Origin of the sequence: Frigoribacterium sp. Leaf263, assembly GCF_001422285.1 — a bacterium.
GTDB lineage: Bacteria > Actinomycetota > Actinomycetes > Actinomycetales > Microbacteriaceae > Frigoribacterium.
Map to the genome: position 1 here is coordinate 599,994 of NZ_LMMO01000003.1, position 16,415 is coordinate 616,408.

Sequence of the window (16,415 nt, forward strand, 5' to 3'; positions counted from 1 at the left end):
GCCGGTACCATGGACGCCATGTCAGATCAGCAGGACTCCGCAGCGGAGCCGAGCGTCTTCAGCCTCATCGTCGAGCGTCGCATCCCGGCCGACATCGTGTTCGAGAACGACCGCCTCATCGCCTTCCGCGACATCGAGCCGAAGGCGCCCGTGCACCTGCTCGTCGTCCCCAAGACCCCGTATCGCGACGTCGCCGAGCTCGCGGCGGGCGACCCGGGTCTGCTCGCCGAGCTCGTGTCCACCGCCTCGGCGCTGGCCGCCGATCCGGCCGTGTTCCGCGACGCCGAGGGCCGCGAGCACTCCTCCGGGTCGTTCCGCCTGATCTTCAACACCGGTGAATCGGCCGGCCAGACCGTGTTCCACGTCCACGCCCACGTCCTGGGCGGCCCCCTCCAGGAAGGCACCCTTGCCCACTAGCGACACGCACCCGTCCGAGTCCCGCAGCGACGGCGCCGCCGCCGACGTCGTCCGAGTCGACATTCAGGTCGACGGGGTGGCGATGGTCCAGCTGCTCGGCCCGCAGGATCGCCTCCTCAAAGCCGTCGAGAAGCAGTACCCCGACGTCCGGGTGCTCGTGCGCGGCAACGAGGTCGTGCTCGAGGGGCCGTCCGACGCGGTCCGTCGTGCGCGCGGTCTCGTGGACGAGCTCGTCTCCCTCGTGCGTGGCGGGCACGACCTGGCGCCGGCAGAGGTCGAGACGTCCGCCCGCGTCCTCGACGGCGGTCAGAGCACGCCGTCCGCCATGTTCGGCGACCCCATCGTGTCCGGTCGCGGCAAGGCGATCCGCGCCAAGACCCCCGGTCAGCGCGAGTACGTCGACGCGATCGACGAGCACACGATCACCTTCGGCATCGGCCCCGCCGGCACCGGCAAGACCTACCTCGCCATGGCGAAGGCGGTCCAGGCGCTCCAGCGGCGCGAGGTCCAGCGGATCATCCTGACGAGGCCGGCCGTAGAGGCGGGCGAGCGACTGGGCTTCCTGCCCGGCACGTTGACCGACAAGATCGACCCCTACCTCCGGCCCCTCTACGACGCCCTGAACGAGATGATGGACCCGGAGATCGTGCCCAAGCTCCTCGCGGCGGGCACCGTCGAGGTGGCGCCGTTGGCCTACATGCGAGGGCGCACCCTCAACGACGCCTTCGTGGTGCTCGACGAGGCGCAGAACACCACCCCCGAGCAGATGAAGATGTTCCTCACGAGACTCGGGTTCGGCTCGAAGATGGTGGTCACGGGCGACGTGACGCAGATCGACCTGCCGACGGGGGCGAGCGGCCTGCAGCTGGTCACCCGCGTCCTCGGCGACATCGACGACATCCACTTCTCCCGTCTCACCAGCGACGACGTCGTCCGGCACACGCTCGTCGGCCGGATCGTCGACGCGTACACGACCTTCGACGCCGAGCGTCAGGCCCAGCAGCACGCCCGCTCGGAGGCCTCGGACGCCGCCCGCGCCGACCAGTCACCGAGAGGAACCCGATGAGCATCGAGGTCAACAACGAGTCGGGCGTCGACGTCGACGAGGCGGCGATCCAGCGTCTCGCGACCTTCGCGCTCGACCAGATGCACGTGCATCCCGAGGCCGAGCTCGCGATCGTGTTCGTCGACGAGACCGCGATGGAGCAGCTGCACGTCCAGTGGATGGACGAACCGGGGCCGACCGACGTCCTGAGCTTCCCCATGGACGAGCTGCGTCCCGGCACCGAAGAGGACCCGACGCCCGCCGGTCTGCTGGGCGACATCGTCGTCTGCCCCCAGGTGGCCACCGCTCAGGCGGCCACGGCCGGCCACAGCCCCCTCGACGAGATGTACCTCCTCACCTGCCACGGGATCCTCCACCTCCTCGGCTTCGATCACGCCGAACCCGACGATGAGCGCGAGATGTTCGGTCTGCAGCGCGAGATCCTCGCCGCCTTCGCCGGCGCCGACGAGCGACCGTGACGCCGTGATGGTCACCGTGTTCGTCATCGTGGCCGTCGTCCTGGTGGTGGTCGGCGGACTCCTCGCCGCCATCGACTCCGCCCTCGGCGTCCTCAGCCGGGCCGACCTGATCGACGAGGCGGAGCAGGCGCCCCGCAGCCGCAAGGCGCTGCTGGCGCTGTCCGTCGACGCGGGCGCCCACGTCAACGCCATCAACTTCGTGCGCGTGGTCGCCGAGACGTCCGCCGCCGTCCTCGTGTCGCTCGCCTTCGCGTTCAGCGTCGAGCGGTGGTGGGTGGCCCTGCTGCTCTCGGCGCTCATCATGACCGTCGTGTCCTTCGTCCTCGTGGGGTCGAGTCCGCGCAGCGTCGGCAGGGCCCACGCTCGCGGGCTCGTCGTCGCCACGGCGGGGTTCGTGCGCTTGGTGCGTCTCGTCCTCGGACCGGTGGCGGATGCCCTCGTGGCCGTCGGGAACCGGGTCACTCCCGGGCGCCCGGCCAGCGCCTCCTTCTCGTCCGAGGAGCAGCTGCTCAGCATGGTCGACGAGGCCACCGAGCTCGACGTGCTCGAAGAGGACGACCGCGAGCTCATCCACTCGATCTTCGAGTTCAGCGACACGGTGGTGCGCGAGGTCATGGTCCCGCGGACCGACATGGTGACGATCGAGGCCACCGCCACCGTGGGGTCGGCGATGAGCCTGTTCCTCGGTCGCGGCGTCTCCCGCGTCCCCGTCGTGGGGCGCGACAACGACGACGTCGTGGGCATCGTCTATCTGCGCGACCTGGCGCGCCGACTGCACGAGCACGTGGGGCACGACGACGCGCCGGTGAGCACCCTGGCGCGCCCCGCCGCGTTCGTGCCCGAGTCGAAGAAGGCCGACGAAACCCTCCGTCAGATGCAGCTCGACAAGAACCACCTCGCGATGGTCGTCGACGAATACGGCGGCATCGCCGGTCTCGTCACCCTCGAAGACCTCATCGAAGAGCTGGTCGGCGACATCAGCGACGAGTACGACCGTGAGGTGGCGCCCCATCGCGAGGTGTCCGAGGGCGTGTTCCGCGTGAGCGCGCGCATGCCCGTCGACGAGCTCGGCGACCTCTTCGGGCTCGAACTCGACGACGACGACGTCGACTCCGTCGGCGGGCTCCTGACCAAGGCCCTCGGGCGCCTGCCCGAGAAGGGCTCCGTCGTCACGGTGTCGGGGCTGACGCTCACCGCGGACCGCACCGAGGGTCGTCGACACGACCTCCAGACCGTCCTGGTCGAGCGCAGCGCCGTGCTCGAGACCGCGGGCGGCTCCGCCACCGACGACCCCGACCTCGACGGCGCCGCCGTCCTCAGCTCGAACCGATCCGCGAAGGACACCGCATGACCCACGACGAACCGACACACGCCGCCGATCCGACGGCCCCCTCGCGAGGTTCGACCTACCGCGCGGGGTTCGCGTCGTTCGTGGGTCGACCCAACGTGGGCAAGTCCACCCTCACGAACGCCCTGGTGGGGCAGAAGGTCGCCATCACGTCGTCCAAGCCCCAGACCACGCGGCGGGCCATCCGCGGGATCGTGCACCACGCCGACGGTCAGCTCGTCCTGGTCGACACGCCCGGAATGCACCGGCCCCGCACCCTGCTCGGCGAGCGTCTCAACGACGTCGTGCAGACGACCCTCGGCGATGTCGACGTCATCGGCTTCTGCGTCCCCGCCGACGAGAAGATCGGCCCCGGCGACAAGTACATCAACGAGCAGCTCGACGCGTTCCCGCGCGCCAGGAAGGTCGCGATCGTCACGAAGGTCGACGCGACCTCCCGCCCGGCGGTGGCCGAGCAGCTGCTCGCGGTGAGTCGTCTCCGCGAATGGGACGCGATCATCCCCCTGTCCGCCGTGACGGACGTCCAGCTCGACGTGCTGGCGACCGAGCTCATCAAGCTCATGCCCCTCTCGCAGCCGCTCTATCCGGCGGACGCCGTCACCGAGGAGGTGCTGGAGGATCGTGTCGCCGAGTACGTCCGCGAAGCCGCCCTCGAGGGCGTTCAGGACGAGCTCCCGCACTCGCTGGCGGTCACCATCGACGACATGGTCGAGCGCGACGACAAGGACCTCCTCGAGATCTACGCCAATCTCTTCGTCGAACGCGACAGCCAGAAGGCCATCGTCATCGGCAAGGGCGGGCAGCGGCTGCGGGAGGTCGGCGAGCGGGCGCGTGCCCAGATCGAGCCCCTGGTCGGCAAGCAGGTGTTCCTGTCCATCCGCGTCAAGGTGGCGAAGGACTGGCAGCGGGATCCCAAGCTGCTCGGGCGCCTCGGCTTCTGATCCGAGGTCCCTCCACAGGATGACCCGCCTCCGTCGCCCGTCGCGAGGTCCGGGCGCTCGCTCGTGAAGCGTCCCGGCGGGCCGTACGGTAGTCCCGTGCTCTTCCGTCGCCTCGCCCCCTATCAGCTGGTGGTGGACGCCGCGTCGGGGGTCCTGCTCTTCGGCGCGGCGCTGCTCATCTCCAACGACTCCTTCACCGGCGTCGTGGCCCTCGGGCTGGCCGTGGCTCTCGCCGTGCGCCGGTTGTCGCCGAGTCTGGCTCTGTCGATCGCCTGGGTGGTCGCCATCGGCGAGATGCTCGCGCGGACGACGCCCGATGTCAGCAACATCGCCATCTGCGTGATCCTCTACACGGTCGCCGCGTACGGCACCGACCGGCTCAAGTGGCTCGGTCTGGTGTCGCTCGTGGTGGGTGCCGCCGTCGGCACGTTCTACCTGACCTTCGTGCAGACGACGATCTTCGGCGTCTCCTACGACGTGAGCGGCATCACGGACGTCGTCCGCATCATGCTGCAGGTGGGCATCACGTTCCTCGGGCTGCTCGCGCTGCTGGGGCTGCCCTGGGCCGGTGGTCTGCTGGCCCGCTCGCGCTCCGCCGAGCGCACGAGCCGCGAGGCCCGCCTGGTCGCCGAGCGCGAGACCATCCGCGCCGAGGGGGATGCCGCTCGGGCCGAGCGCGAGGCCGCCCGAGCCGAGCGGGACATCGCCGTCGAGCAGGAGCGCAACCGGATCGCTCGTGACATGCACGACGTCGTGGCGCACTCCCTCGCGGTCGTCATCGCCCAGGCGGACGGGGCCCGGTACGCCGCCAAGGTCGACCCCACGAGCGTCGACGACGCTCTGACGACCATCGCCTCGACCGCGCGGGAGGCGCTCGGCGACGTGCGCGTCCTGCTCGGACAGCTCCGCCACAGCCAGGGGGAGGCGCCGCAGCCCGCGCTCGGCGATCTCGACAAGCTGCTCGAGCAGATGCGCGCCTCGGGCCTGCGCATCGATCACCGGGTCGTCGGCGAGCCGCAGCAGCTCGGGACCAACCGGCAGCTGGCCGTCTTCCGCATCGTGCAGGAGTCCCTGACGAACGTGCTGCGCCACGGGGCGGTCGACGAGGTCGTCGAGCTGGTCTTCGACTGGCGGTACGAGTCCCTCCATCTGCTCATCGGCAACGTCGTGCGGCCGCTGACCCGTCCGGTGCCCACGACGACACCCGGCGAAGAGCGCCGTGGCGGCCACGGACTCGACGGCATGCGCGAGCGCGCGACGCTCGCCGGCGGCTCGCTGACCACCCAGAACGCCGACGGGCGCTTCGTCGTCCATGCCATCGTGCCGACCTCGGCACTCACACAAGAAGTAGGTCTCGCCCGATGACTCCCTCGTCGATCCGCGTCGCACTCGTCGACGATCAGGCGCTCTTCCGCGCCGGCATCAAGATGCTCGTCGGCTCGCAGCCCGATCTGCTCTTCGTCGGCGAGGCCAGCAACGGCGAGGAGGCCGTGGCCATGGTGGCCGAGGCCCTGCCCGACGTGGTCCTCATGGACATCCGCATGCCCGTCATGGACGGCATCGCCGCGACCTCCGCGGTGCTCGCAGCGGCCGAGCGGGCGATGCGCAAGCCCCCGCGCATCATCGTCCTGACCACCTTCGATCTCGACGAGGCGGCCACCCGGGCCATCCGAGGAGGCGCGAGCGGCTTCGTCCTGAAAGACGCGGATCCCGAGTTCCTCCTCGCCGCCATCAGAACCGTGCACTCCGGCAACGCGGTGATCGCCGCCTCCGCGACGAGAGAGCTGTTCGAGCACTTCGACGGACGCGGCTCCCGAGCCGTCCCCGAGGCGTTCCGCACCCTCACCACCCGAGAGCGCGACATCTTCGATCTGGCCTCGCGGGGGCTCAGCAACTCCGAGATCGCGGGTCGGGAGTTCCTCAGCGAGGCGACGGTCAAGACGCACATCAGCCGCGTGCTGTCGAAGCTGTCGCTCCGCGACCGCGTGCAGCTCGTCGTCTACGCGTACGAGCACGGCCTGACCGGATGATCGCGGGGGTGCGTCGTCTCGACAGCCGCGCGCGCCTCCTCGGTCCGTCCCCCTGCCGGGCGGTGCTAGCCTCGACTCGTGCTGTTCGGTCTGCTCCTCCTTAGCTGCCGCGACGAGTCCTAGCCCAGGCCTCCCTCGTCGCGGAGTTCGTCGTCGGCTGACCAACGAAGCGCTGACACTGTCGGCAAGCCCAGGAGCTCGAGACCATGAAGAACACCCAGACCGCGTCGGCCATGCCGATCCACAAGTACCGTCCCTTCCACGAGCAGTTCGCCGTCGACCTGCCGGACCGTACGTGGCCGTCGGCCCGCATCACCGAGGCGCCCCGCTGGTGCGCGGTCGACCTGCGAGACGGCAACCAGGCGCTCATCGACCCCATGAGCCCCGAGCGCAAGCGCATCATGTTCGACCTGCTCGTCGGCATGGGCTACAAGGAGATCGAGGTCGGGTTCCCCAGCGCCTCGCAGACGGACTTCGACTTCGTGCGCAGCCTGATCGACGAGGGCGCGATCCCCGACGACGTCACGATCCAGGTGCTGACCCAGGCCCGAGAGCACCTCATCGCGCGGACCTACGAGTCCATCGCCGGGGCGAAGCAGGCGATCGTCCATCTCTACAACTCCACGAGCGCGCTGCAGCGCGAGGTCGTGTTCCGCACCGACCGTCAGGGTGTCATCGACATCGCGCTCGAGGGTGTGCGGATGTGCCGCGAGGCGGAGAGGACCATCCCTCAGACGGCCGTCTTCTACGAGTACTCGCCCGAGAGCTACACCGGCACCGAGCTCGACTTCGCCCTCGACATCTGCAACCAGGTCATCGAGGCGTTCGACGCGACGCCCGAGCGCCCGGTCATCATCAACCTGCCGGCGACCGTCGAGATGGCGACGCCGAACGTCTACGCCGACTCGATCGAGTGGATGCACCGCCGGTTGGCGCGTCGGGAGAGCGTCATCCTGTCGCTGCACCCGCACAACGACCGCGGCACGGGCATCGCCGCCGCCGAGCTCGGATACATGGCCGGCGCCGACCGCATCGAAGGGTGCCTCTTCGGCAACGGGGAGCGCACGGGCAACGTCGACCTGGTCGCCCTCGGCATCAATCTCTTCACCCAGGGGATCGACCCGCAGATCGACTTCAGCGACCTCGACATGGTGAAGCGGACCGCCGAGCACTGCAATCAGCTGCCGGTGCACGAGCGCAGTCCGTGGGCGGGCGACCTGGTCTACACGGCGTTCTCTGGCTCGCACCAGGACGCCATCAAGAAGGGCTTCGAGGCGATGTCGGCCGAGGCAGCCGACAAGGGCGTCTCCGTCGACGAGCTGCCCTGGGCGGTTCCCTACCTGCCCGTCGACCCCAAGGACCTGGGGCGGAGCTACGAAGCGGTCATCCGCGTCAACTCGCAGTCGGGCAAGGGCGGCGTCGCCTACCTGCTGAAGGCCGACCACGCCATCGACCTGCCACGCAAGCTGCAGATCGAGTTCAGCGGCGTGGTGCAGGCCCGGACCGACGAGGAGGGCGGCGAGATGACGAGCGCGAACATCTGGTCGATCTTCCGCGACGAGTACCTGCCGGCCGACGAGGCCGACGAGAAGTGGGGCCGCTTCGAGCTGACCGGCACGCGGACCTCGAGCGATCTGAGCGGTGAGACCGCCCTCGACGTCGACCTCCGCATCGGCGACGACGTCGAGGCCACCACGGGTCGGGGCACGGGCCCCATCGCCGCGTTCATCTCGATCCTCGACGCGCACGGCGTCGGTGTGAAGCTCTACGACTACGTCGAGCACACCCTCAGCGCGAGCGGCGACGCTCAGGCCGCCGCGTACGTCGAGCTCGATGTCGAGGGCACGCGCCTCTGGGGCGTCGGCATCGACGCGGACATCTCCACCGCTTCGCTCAAGGCGATCGTCTCCGCCGTGAACCGCGCACTGCGGGGCGTCGCCGCCCGCGAGCTCGCCCCCGCCTGAACCCCCCGGGCCGTGTGTCCGAGCCCCCCGGGTCCCGTACGGGCCCGGGGGCCCTGGGCTCGGCACGAGACCCTGGCTGAGCCTCCCGCCCGCGCCCGGCTCGGAGCCGGGTCGGCCTGAGCCGCCCCGTCACCGCAGCGGGAGCCGACTCTCCCCGGTGTCGACAGCACGCGCGGTGCCCGAGGCCATCGCGTCGGCAACTCCTGCCTCCCGCCGCCCCGCCCTCCCCTCGCGCGCGCCCGTGCCTCGTGCGCAGCGGGGAGGAGGAGTTGCCGACGGGCGACGGGCGATCGCGTCCCTCCAGCCTGTCGGCGGGCCTGCTGCTCCCGAGGGCGGCCCACCGGCCGACGTGCCGTCGCCAACTCCTGCCGCACGCTGCCGACTCGGTCAGCGAGCCCGGGTCGGCGGCGGCTCCTATCCCGTTCGCGGCAGCGGGGAGGAGTTGCCGACGGGAGGGCTGCCGGGAGGGGGCGTCGGCAGCATGGGTCGCGCACGCCGCATCGTCCACCGCGAGCGGGGTCCGCCGTCGGCAATTCCGGAGGCGTGCTCCGGCGTTCTCGCCATGACCCGCGCGGCGACGGATGACGAGCAGCTGACAGGAGTTGCCGACTGCGAGGGACCTCCGGGGCGGGCGGACGGGACGCGGGTCGCGCGCATCAGATGCCCGAATCCGCCATCCGGACCAGCGCCTCGCCGCGCTGACGGCGGCGAGACCGCACGCCTCGGGCAGCAGCCAGCACGCCTCGGGCAGCAGCCAGCACGCCTCGGGCAGCAGCCCGCACGCCTCGGGCCGCAAACGGCACGCCGCAGGCCCCAACCCGCAGCCCGCACGCCGCAGCCGCACACCCGCACGCACCCCGGCGCAGCCGACGCCAGGCGGTCAGCGCGGACGACGCCAGCGCGGCAGCCTGCTGAGGGCGCGCTGCTCCGGCAGCGTCCATCCGAACCGGACGGCGAGCATGCGGATGGCGAAAGTGACGGACGTCCCCACCACGGCGCCGACCGCAACGGGGGCGCCGAGCGAGACGGCGACGACCAGCACGGTCGTGCCGGCTGCCGCGGCGACCGCGTAGAGCGACCCGACGTGCATCATCGCGATCGTGAGGTTCATCAGGAGGTCGCGCAGAACCGAGCCGCCCACGGCGGCGATCACCCCCACGAAGACCGCGGGGATCTCGGGCAGCCCCATCGACAGGGCCTTCGTCGAGCCGATGGCGCCCAGCAGGCCGATGGTGAGGGCGTCGAGCACGGTGATGACGCCGGCGAGCCGGTCGAACACCCGCTGCAGCGCCATGCCGAGGATCGCCGAGAGCACGGCGACGGTCAGGTACCAGTTGCTCGACATGGCGCGAGGCACCTCGCCGAGCAGCACGTCGCGGAGGATGCCGCCTCCGAGCCCCGTGGCGGTGCCGATGATGGCGACGCCGAGCAGGTCGAGCCGACGGTCCTTGAACTCGGAGGCGAACATGGCCCCCTGCAGGCTTCCGATGCCCACGGCGAGAAGATCCACCCACAGAGGTACGGCGAAGGCTGTGGCGTGCATCCGACGTTTGTACCACGCGGGGGATACTGGAGCAGTGCCCGTCTATCGCGATGAATGCGTCATCCTGCGCACCCACAAGCTGGGCGAGGCGGATCGCATCCTCACGATGCTCAGTCGCAACCACGGCAAGATCCGCGCCGTGGCGAAGGGCGTCCGCCGCACGGCCTCGAAGTTCGGCGCCCGTCTCGAGCCGATGATGGTCGCCGACCTCCAGCTCTACGAGGGACGTTCGCTCGACATCGTGCAGCAGGCCGAGTCGCTGGCGTCGTACGGGGCCGTGATCGCGGGCGACTACGCCAGCTACACGGCGGGGAGCGTGATGGTCGAGACCGCCGACAAGCTGACGGAGGCCGAGGCGGGTCTGCAGCAGTACCTCCTGCTCGTCGGGGCCCTCCGCTCGTTGTCCCGCGCCGAGCACGCGCCGCAGCTGACCCTCGACTCGTATCTCCTCCGGGCGCTGAGCGTCGCGGGGTGGTCGCCGAGCTTCGGGGACTGCGCGGTCAGCGGCGCGCCCGGCCCGCACTCGGCGTTCGTCGTGCAGCTCGGCGGGGTGGTGGCGGACGATCACGCGCCTCCTGGTTCGCCCCGGTTGACCGAGGAGGCGCTGGCCCTGTTGTCGGCGCTGCTCACGGGGGACTGGGCGGTCGCGGATGCGGCGCCCGAGGGCACGCGGAACCAGGCCAGCGGCGTGGTGGCGGCGTACACGCAGTGGCATCTCGAGCGGGGACTCCGTTCGCTCCAGCACGTCGATCGTGAGCCGCCGAGGGCGGCTCTCACCGCACCGGCCCCGTCGGGCCGCACCCCGCTCCCAGGAGGGCACCCGTGAAGAAGACCCATCGCGACGCGGCCGACTTCCGGCCCCTCGACTGGACGGGCGTGTATCCGCCCGAGCTGCCGAAGGGCGCCGTGCCCGGTCATGTGGCCATCGTCATGGACGGCAACGGCCGGTGGGCGAACGGCAAGGGCCTCACCCGGGTGGAGGGGCACAAGGCGGGCGAGATGTCGTTGCTCGACGTCGTCGCCGGGGCGATCCAGCTCGGGGTGAAGCATCTCAGCGTCTACGCGTTCTCGACCGAGAACTGGAAGCGGTCTCCTGACGAGGTGCGGTTCCTGATGGGCTTCAACCGCGACGTGCTGCATCGGAGGCGCGACCAGCTGAACGCGTGGGGGGTCCGTGTCCGCTGGGCGGGTCGCAAGCCCAGGCTCTGGGGCTCGGTCATCCGCGAGCTGCAGTTCGCCGAGGAGCTCACGCGCGGCAACGACGTCCTGACCCTCACGATGTGCGTCAACTACGGCGGTCGAACCGAGATCGCGGACGCCGTCCGGGCCATCGCGGACGACGTCGCGGCCGGCCGCATCAAGCCGTCGGGTGTCAGCGAGAAGCTCATCCAGAAGCACCTCTACACGGCGGATCTCCCCGACGTCGACCTCTTCGTCCGCAGCTCGGGCGAGCAGCGGACGAGCAACTTCCTGCTGTGGCAGTCGGCGTACGCCGAGATGGTGTTCCTCGACCGGCTCTGGCCCGACTTCACCCGCACCGACCTGTGGGAGGCCGTCGGGGCCTACGCAGCGCGATCCCGGCGCTTCGGCGGAGCGATCGACGCGCCGACGGCCTGACTCAGAACTGGATGTTCGCGCCCAGGAAGATCCGTTCCGCGGGCCAGAGGAACTGCAGCGTCAACGGCCCGTCCGTATCGCGGTGGAACCACGCGTTCGCGAACACGACCGACTCGCCCGGCAGCAGGTACCAGGTCGCCGCATCCGCGGGGAACTGCGCGTCGAGCTCGGTCTCGTAGCCGAGACCGGCGAGCAGGTCGCGGCCGGCGAAGACGTCCTGGGTGGCGAGATCGTTGCCGTACGACGAGTAGTCCGCGCTGAGATCGGTGAGGTCGAGGCGGCGCTGCGAGTTGTTCGTCAGGACGTAGGCGGTCGCGACCACCTCGGTGCCCGCCGGGTACGGGTCCGTGCCGTCGGGGCGGGCGTAGATCGACGGTGCGGTCGTGGTCAGTCGCCCGACGTCGTAGACGTAGATCGTCAGGTCGCTGTAGTTGACCTGGTTGAGCAGGGTCCCGCCGGGTGCGAGGTCGTCGGGCGCCGGACCGCCCCCGGTGCCGGGCGCGCCGGTCACCTGCGGCTGCGGGGGAGCCGTCGCCGCGCCTCCCGAGGGTCCGTCGCCGACCCGTTCGAGCGAGTCGAGATCCGCGAAGCAGCCCGTCAGGCCCACGAGCAGGGCCACGCCGGCCGCCGAGGCGAGCACTGTTCTGCGCACGGGTGGAGCACCTTCCGAGAGTGGTCCGGTCAGCCTAGCCCGCGTCCGGTCGCCGTCCGCTCAGGGCGGTGAGGCCGTGGAGGCGCGGGTCGAGCGACCCGATCGCCCCCGTCAGCGCGTGGACGCTGGGGACCCGCCGAGCACCCGGCCGGTGCACGACGGCGATGCGCCGACCGGTCGCCGGGGGCAGCACGACGACCCGGACTCCGGCGGGCAGAGCGGCCGCCTGCAGAGAGAGGCGCGGGAGCAGGGCGACGCCCATGCCCGCCGCGACGAGACCGAGGACGGCCAGGGCGTTGTCCGTCTCCAGCACGATCTCGGGGGAGAACCCCTCGGCGGCGCAGGTCGCGAGCAGGTGCCCGCGGCACCGGGGGCAGCCGCCGATCCATCGTTCGCGGGCGAGCTCGACGAACGGCGACCCGTCGACGAACGGATGACCGGCGGGCAGCACGAGCACCGTGCGGTCGAGGAACACCGCTCGCTCGGTCAGTCCGTCGAGGTCGCGGTCGGGTCCGCGCGACCCCGGGTGGCTGAAGACCAGGGCGACGTCGGCCGTCCCGTCGCGCAGCGACGCGAGCGCCTCGGGCGGCTCCGCCTCGACGTACGTGACCTGGAGGCCGGGGTTGTCGCGACGGAGGCGGGCCAGGACGTCGGGGACGATCGTCGAGGAGGCGCTGGGGAACCCGGTCAGCCGCACCCGCCCCGAGGCGGCCCCGCCGAGCCGGTCGAGCTCCTGGCGGGCCGCGTCGAGGGCGGCCTGCACGTGCACGGCGTGCTCGGCGAGACGGGCGCCCGCCTCGGTGAGCGTGACGCCGCGACCCGTCCGGAGCACGAGAGGGTGCCCGACGCGGGCCTCGGCCCGCCGCAGATGCTGACTCACCGCGGGCTGGCTGTAACCCAGACGGGCGGCGGCCGCGGTGATGGTGCCGGTGTCGGCCAGAGCCCGCACCACGCGCAGGGTCTGCAGGTCGAGGTCGTCGGTCATGGCAGAACCATAACCGCCGGTTATGAGATCCGCACGATGTCGGTGGTTGTCGTGAGGGTGGGGCGGATCCAGTCTGGAGGCATGACCGACTCGACCCGCTCCTCCTGGTCGCCGGCCCTCGTCGAGGCGTCGCGCTCGTTCGCGCCGCGCACGGGCTACCTCGCGGCCTGCACGATGGGGCTGCCGATGACGGCGACCCTGGAGGCGCAGCGCCTCGATCTCGACACGTGGCGGACGGGCGGCACCTCGCCGATCGAGTACGGGGCCGTGGTCGAGGAGGCGCGGGTCGCCTACGCCGCCCTCGTCGCCGTGCCGGTCGAGCGCGTCGCGATCGGCTCCCAGACGTCGTCGATGGTCGCCGTCGTCGCGGCGGCCGTCCCCGACGGAACCGAGGTGATCTGCGTCGACGGCGACTTCAGCTCGATGGTGTTCCCCTTCCTGCAGCAGCGCCACCGGGGGGTGCGCGTCCGGAGCGTCCCGCTGGCCGAACTCGCGGACGCCGTCTCGGACGACACATGGCTCGTCGCCTGGTCGGCGATCCAGTCGGCCACCGGTGCCGTGGCCGACGACGCCGCGATCGTCGCCGCCGCTCGACGCCATCACGTGCTCACGCTCTGCGACACGACGCAGGCCGCCGGCGTGCTGCCCGTCGACGCGAGCCGCTACGGCGTGACCGTGTGCCACGCCTACAAGTGGCTCTGCAGTCCCCGCGGCGCGGCGTTCCTGACGGTGTCCGTCGAGGCCGCGGCGCGCCTCCGTCCCGTCCAGGCGGGGTGGTACGCGGGGGAGTCGGTCTGGGGCTCCTGCTACGGCCCGATCATGGAGCTGGCCCCCGACGCGCGCGCGTTCGACGTCTCGCCGGCGTGGCCGGTCTGGGTCGGCGCCCTGCCTGCCCTGCGCGCCTTCGCGGGTCTCGACATGACCGAGGTGTGGACCCGCGCCTCCGGCCTCGGCGACCTGCTCTGCGACCGTCTCGACATCGCCCGACAGGGGCAGGCCATCGTGACCTGGGTCGATCCCGGCGGAGACCTCGAGGCGCTCACCGCGGCCGGTCTGACCGCTTCGGGGCGCGCCGGCCGGGTGCGGATCGCCTTCCACCTCTGGAACGACGAGGACGACGTCGAGGCCGTCGCGGGCGCCCTGCGCGGCTAGGAGGCGGCGGCTAGAGTTGCCGGGTACCTCGGCCGACCGGGCACCCAGCTCGGGCCTCAACTCAATCGGAGCATCACACGTGGCAGCACCCAACCGTCTCGATTCCGTCATCGCCCTGGCCAAACGCCGCGGGTTCGTCTTCCAGTCGGGAGAGATCTACGGCGGGTCCCGATCGGCGTGGGACTACGGGCCCCTGGGCGTCGCGCTGAAAGAGAACATCAAGCGCCAGTGGTGGCAGACGATGGTGCAGGGGCGCGACGACGTCGTCGGACTCGACTCGGCCGTCATCCTCCCGCGACAGGTGTGGGAGGCCTCCGGGCACGTCGAGGTCTTCAGCGACCCCCTGGTCGAGTCGCTGCACACCCACAAGCGGTATCGCGCCGACCACCTGCTCGAGGCGTACGAGGCCAAGCACGGCCACCCGCCCGAGAACGGCCTCGCGGACGTGCGCGACCCCGAGACCGGTCAGCCCGGCTCGTGGACCGAACCGCAGAACTTCTCCGGCCTGCTGAAGACGTTCCTCGGCCCGGTCGACAACGAGCAGGGCATGGCGTACCTGCGGCCCGAGACCGCCCAGGGCATCTTCACGAACTTCGACAACATCCTGCAGTCGTCGCGCATCAAGCCTCCGTTCGGCATCGGCCAGATCGGCAAGAGCTTCCGCAACGAGATCACGCCCGGCAACTTCATCTTCCGCACCCGCGAGTTCGAGCAGATGGAGATGGAGTTCTTCGTCGAGCCGGGAACCGACGAGGAATGGCACCAGTACTGGATCGACCAGCGCTTCCAGTGGTACGTGGACCTCGGCATCGACCCCGAGAACCTCCGCCTCTACGAGCACGCCGCCGAGAAGCTGTCGCACTACTCCAAGCGCACCGTCGACATCGAGTACCGCTTCCGCTTCGCCGGCGGCGAGTTCGGCGAGCTCGAGGGCGTCGCGAACCGCACCGACTACGACCTCAAGACGCACGCCGCGGCCTCGGGCAAGGACCTCTCGTACTTCGACCAGGCCAAGAACGAGCGCTGGACCCCGTTCGTCATCGAGCCGGCGGCCGGGCTCACCCGATCGCTCATGGCGTTCCTCGTCGACGCGTACACCGAAGACGAGGCCCCCAACGCCAAGGGCGGCGTCGACAAGCGCACGGTGCTGAAGCTCGACCGCCGGCTGGCGCCGATCAAGGTCGCCGTGCTGCCGCTCAGCCGCAACGAACGGCTCTCGCCCCTCGCCCGCGAGCTCGCAGCCGATCTCCGCAAGTACTGGAACATCGACTTCGACGACGCCGGCGCCATCGGCCGCCGCTACCGGCGTCAGGACGAGATCGGCACGCCGTTCTGCGTCACCGTCGACTTCGACTCGCTCGACGACGACGCCGTCACGGTGCGCGAGCGCGACAGCATGGAGCAGCAGCGCATGCCGTTGGCCCAGCTGCGCGGCTACCTCGCGGAGCAGCTGCTCGGCGCCTGACCCGCTTCCGCGTCCCTCCGGCGCCCGCCCCGCCCCGTGCGGGGCGGGCGCCGCCTGCGTCCGCCCCGCCCGAACCCGCTCCGCTCGCGCCCGCCCCGCTGGCGCCCGCCCCCCGCGCCCTCCCGCCCGTGCCCGCCCTTCGGCGTCCGCCCGCGTCCGCCCCACTCGCGTCCGCTCGTCTGCGTCCGCCGTCCGCGTCCGCTCCGCCTCCGTCCGTCTGGTCGGCGTCCCTTCCCTCGCCTTCGCTCCCTTCTTCCTCCGGCGGCTCGTCCTCCCCCTCCCCCTCCTCCTCCGCTCCACCAGCCCTCCGGGTCGGCAACTCCTCCTCCCTGCTCGGCGGAAGTCCGATCTCGCCCCGCGCCCGGGTCGATCGACGCGAGCGTCCGGAGTTTCCGACGTCCGGGCAGTCGGCCGTGCGCCTTCTCCGACCGGGCGCCGTCGCCACCCGCGCCTCCCTCCGCAGATCGCCGTCTCGTCGGCAACTCCTCCGCGTTGCGTCGATTCGTCGTCGTCGACGCGGGCACCGGCGATCGAGGGGCGCGACGCAGGAGTTGTCGACGGAGAGAGACGCGGCGAGGTCCATCCCTACCCATCAAGCGTTCGGGCGGATCCATCCACGAGGGGAGCCGGGCTCGGAGCGTCAGGGGGTCGGTCGACGACAGCATCGGAGCCATGACCACGATCGCCGAGCTCGTCGCCTCCGAGGGAGGCCTGCTCCACAAGCACGATCTCGTCGCCGCTGGTGCGACGGACCGGCATCTGACAGCCGCTGTCCGC

At 71.1% G+C, this 16,415-nt stretch carries 15 protein-coding genes; 12 read left to right on the forward strand and 3 right to left on the reverse strand.

Annotation, left to right across the window (positions count from 1 at the left end; translation table 11 throughout):
* The first annotated feature begins 18 nt into the window (after positions 1–18).
* The 8 genes from ASF17_RS06800 to leuA all read left to right on the forward strand — a co-directional run bounded on the left by ASF17_RS06800 (position 19) and on the right by leuA (position 8,224).
* The gene (locus ASF17_RS06800) at positions 19–417 is read left to right on the forward strand and encodes a histidine triad nucleotide-binding protein (protein WP_055798374.1); all 399 of its coding nucleotides are present in this window, start codon (positions 19–21) and stop codon (positions 415–417) included.
* Positions 407–1,483 carry a PhoH family protein gene (locus ASF17_RS06805; RefSeq protein WP_055796981.1) on the forward strand — a complete coding sequence of 359 codons (1,077 nt, stop codon included), beginning with the start codon at positions 407–409 and terminating at the stop codon, positions 1,481–1,483. Before ASF17_RS06800 ends, ASF17_RS06805 begins: the two co-directional genes overlap by 11 nt.
* Positions 1,480–1,941, forward strand: a complete 462-nt coding sequence (gene ybeY, locus ASF17_RS06810; protein WP_055796984.1) for an rRNA maturation RNase YbeY — start codon at positions 1,480–1,482, stop codon at positions 1,939–1,941. The genes ASF17_RS06805 and ybeY overlap by 4 nt, the downstream gene beginning before the upstream one ends.
* Before the next feature lie 7 nt (positions 1,942–1,948).
* Positions 1,949–3,292, forward strand: a complete 1,344-nt coding sequence (locus ASF17_RS06815; protein ID WP_055796988.1) for a hemolysin family protein — start codon at positions 1,949–1,951, stop codon at positions 3,290–3,292.
* Positions 3,289–4,230 (forward strand): GTPase Era, encoded by a 942-nt coding sequence (era, locus tag ASF17_RS06820; protein ID WP_055796992.1) that lies wholly within the window; start codon positions 3,289–3,291, stop codon positions 4,228–4,230. Before ASF17_RS06815 ends, era begins: the two co-directional genes overlap by 4 nt.
* A 96-nt stretch (positions 4,231–4,326) precedes the next feature.
* Positions 4,327–5,595, forward strand: coding sequence for a sensor histidine kinase (locus ASF17_RS06825; RefSeq protein WP_055796995.1), 1,269 nt, complete (start codon positions 4,327–4,329; stop codon positions 5,593–5,595).
* The gene (locus ASF17_RS06830) at positions 5,592–6,260 is read left to right on the forward strand and encodes a response regulator (protein ID WP_055796998.1); all 669 of its coding nucleotides are present in this window, start codon (positions 5,592–5,594) and stop codon (positions 6,258–6,260) included. The genes ASF17_RS06825 and ASF17_RS06830 overlap by 4 nt, the downstream gene beginning before the upstream one ends.
* Before the next feature lie 206 nt (positions 6,261–6,466).
* Positions 6,467–8,224 (forward strand): 2-isopropylmalate synthase, encoded by a 1,758-nt coding sequence (leuA, locus tag ASF17_RS06835; protein ID WP_055796999.1) that lies wholly within the window; start codon positions 6,467–6,469, stop codon positions 8,222–8,224.
* An 880-nt stretch (positions 8,225–9,104) separates the two neighbouring features.
* Here the strand turns inward: leuA and ASF17_RS06840 are convergent.
* Complete coding sequence (locus tag ASF17_RS06840; protein WP_055797002.1) at positions 9,105–9,767, reverse strand: trimeric intracellular cation channel family protein; 663 nt, start codon at positions 9,765–9,767, stop codon at positions 9,105–9,107.
* Between the two features lie 34 nt (positions 9,768–9,801).
* Between ASF17_RS06840 and recO the strand changes: the two genes are divergently transcribed.
* Both recO and ASF17_RS06850 read left to right on the forward strand, forming a co-directional pair.
* On the forward strand, positions 9,802–10,593 hold the full coding sequence (gene recO / locus ASF17_RS06845; protein ID WP_055797004.1) for a DNA repair protein RecO: 792 nt from the start codon (positions 9,802–9,804) through the stop codon (positions 10,591–10,593).
* A complete protein-coding gene (locus tag ASF17_RS06850) occupies positions 10,590–11,384 on the forward strand; it encodes an isoprenyl transferase (protein WP_055797005.1) in 795 nt (264 codons plus the stop codon). Before recO ends, ASF17_RS06850 begins: the two co-directional genes overlap by 4 nt.
* A 1-nt stretch (position 11,385) precedes the next feature.
* On the opposite strand, the gene ASF17_RS06855 is transcribed toward ASF17_RS06850, so the two are convergent.
* A complete protein-coding gene (locus tag ASF17_RS06855) occupies positions 11,386–12,036 on the reverse strand; it encodes a hypothetical protein (RefSeq protein WP_156357330.1) in 651 nt (216 codons plus the stop codon).
* A 34-nt stretch (positions 12,037–12,070) separates the two neighbouring features.
* Complete coding sequence (locus tag ASF17_RS06860; RefSeq protein ID WP_082475126.1) at positions 12,071–13,021, reverse strand: LysR family transcriptional regulator; 951 nt, start codon at positions 13,019–13,021, stop codon at positions 12,071–12,073.
* An 81-nt stretch (positions 13,022–13,102) separates the two neighbouring features.
* Between ASF17_RS06860 and ASF17_RS06865 the strand changes: the two genes are divergently transcribed.
* Both ASF17_RS06865 and ASF17_RS06870 read left to right on the forward strand, forming a co-directional pair.
* The gene (locus ASF17_RS06865) at positions 13,103–14,173 is read left to right on the forward strand and encodes an aminotransferase class V-fold PLP-dependent enzyme (RefSeq protein ID WP_055797009.1); all 1,071 of its coding nucleotides are present in this window, start codon (positions 13,103–13,105) and stop codon (positions 14,171–14,173) included.
* A gap of 79 nt (positions 14,174–14,252) precedes the next feature.
* Positions 14,253–15,638, forward strand: a complete 1,386-nt coding sequence (locus ASF17_RS06870; RefSeq protein ID WP_055797012.1) for a glycine--tRNA ligase — start codon at positions 14,253–14,255, stop codon at positions 15,636–15,638.
* Positions 15,639–16,415 lie beyond the last annotated feature (777 nt).

What these genes read in the sequence shown, in the direction of transcription:
- ASF17_RS06865 (WP_055797009.1), top strand. Translation starts at nt 13,103, where the DNA reads ATGACCGACTCGACCCGCTCCTCCTGGTCGCCGGCCCTCGTCGAGGCG.
- ASF17_RS06840 (WP_055797002.1), bottom strand. Translation starts at nt 9,767, where the DNA reads ATGCACGCCACAGCCTTCGCCGTACCTCTGTGGGTGGATCTTCTCGCC.
- ybeY (WP_055796984.1), top strand. Translation starts at nt 1,480, where the DNA reads ATGAGCATCGAGGTCAACAACGAGTCGGGCGTCGACGTCGACGAGGCG.
- leuA (WP_055796999.1), top strand. Translation starts at nt 6,467, where the DNA reads ATGAAGAACACCCAGACCGCGTCGGCCATGCCGATCCACAAGTACCGT.
- ASF17_RS06830 (WP_055796998.1), top strand. Translation starts at nt 5,592, where the DNA reads ATGACTCCCTCGTCGATCCGCGTCGCACTCGTCGACGATCAGGCGCTC.
- ASF17_RS06800 (WP_055798374.1), top strand. Translation starts at nt 19, where the DNA reads ATGTCAGATCAGCAGGACTCCGCAGCGGAGCCGAGCGTCTTCAGCCTC.
- ASF17_RS06860 (WP_082475126.1), bottom strand. Translation starts at nt 13,021, where the DNA reads ATGACCGACGACCTCGACCTGCAGACCCTGCGCGTGGTGCGGGCTCTG.
- ASF17_RS06815 (WP_055796988.1), top strand. Translation starts at nt 1,949, where the DNA reads ATGGTCACCGTGTTCGTCATCGTGGCCGTCGTCCTGGTGGTGGTCGGC.
- era (WP_055796992.1), top strand. Translation starts at nt 3,289, where the DNA reads ATGACCCACGACGAACCGACACACGCCGCCGATCCGACGGCCCCCTCG.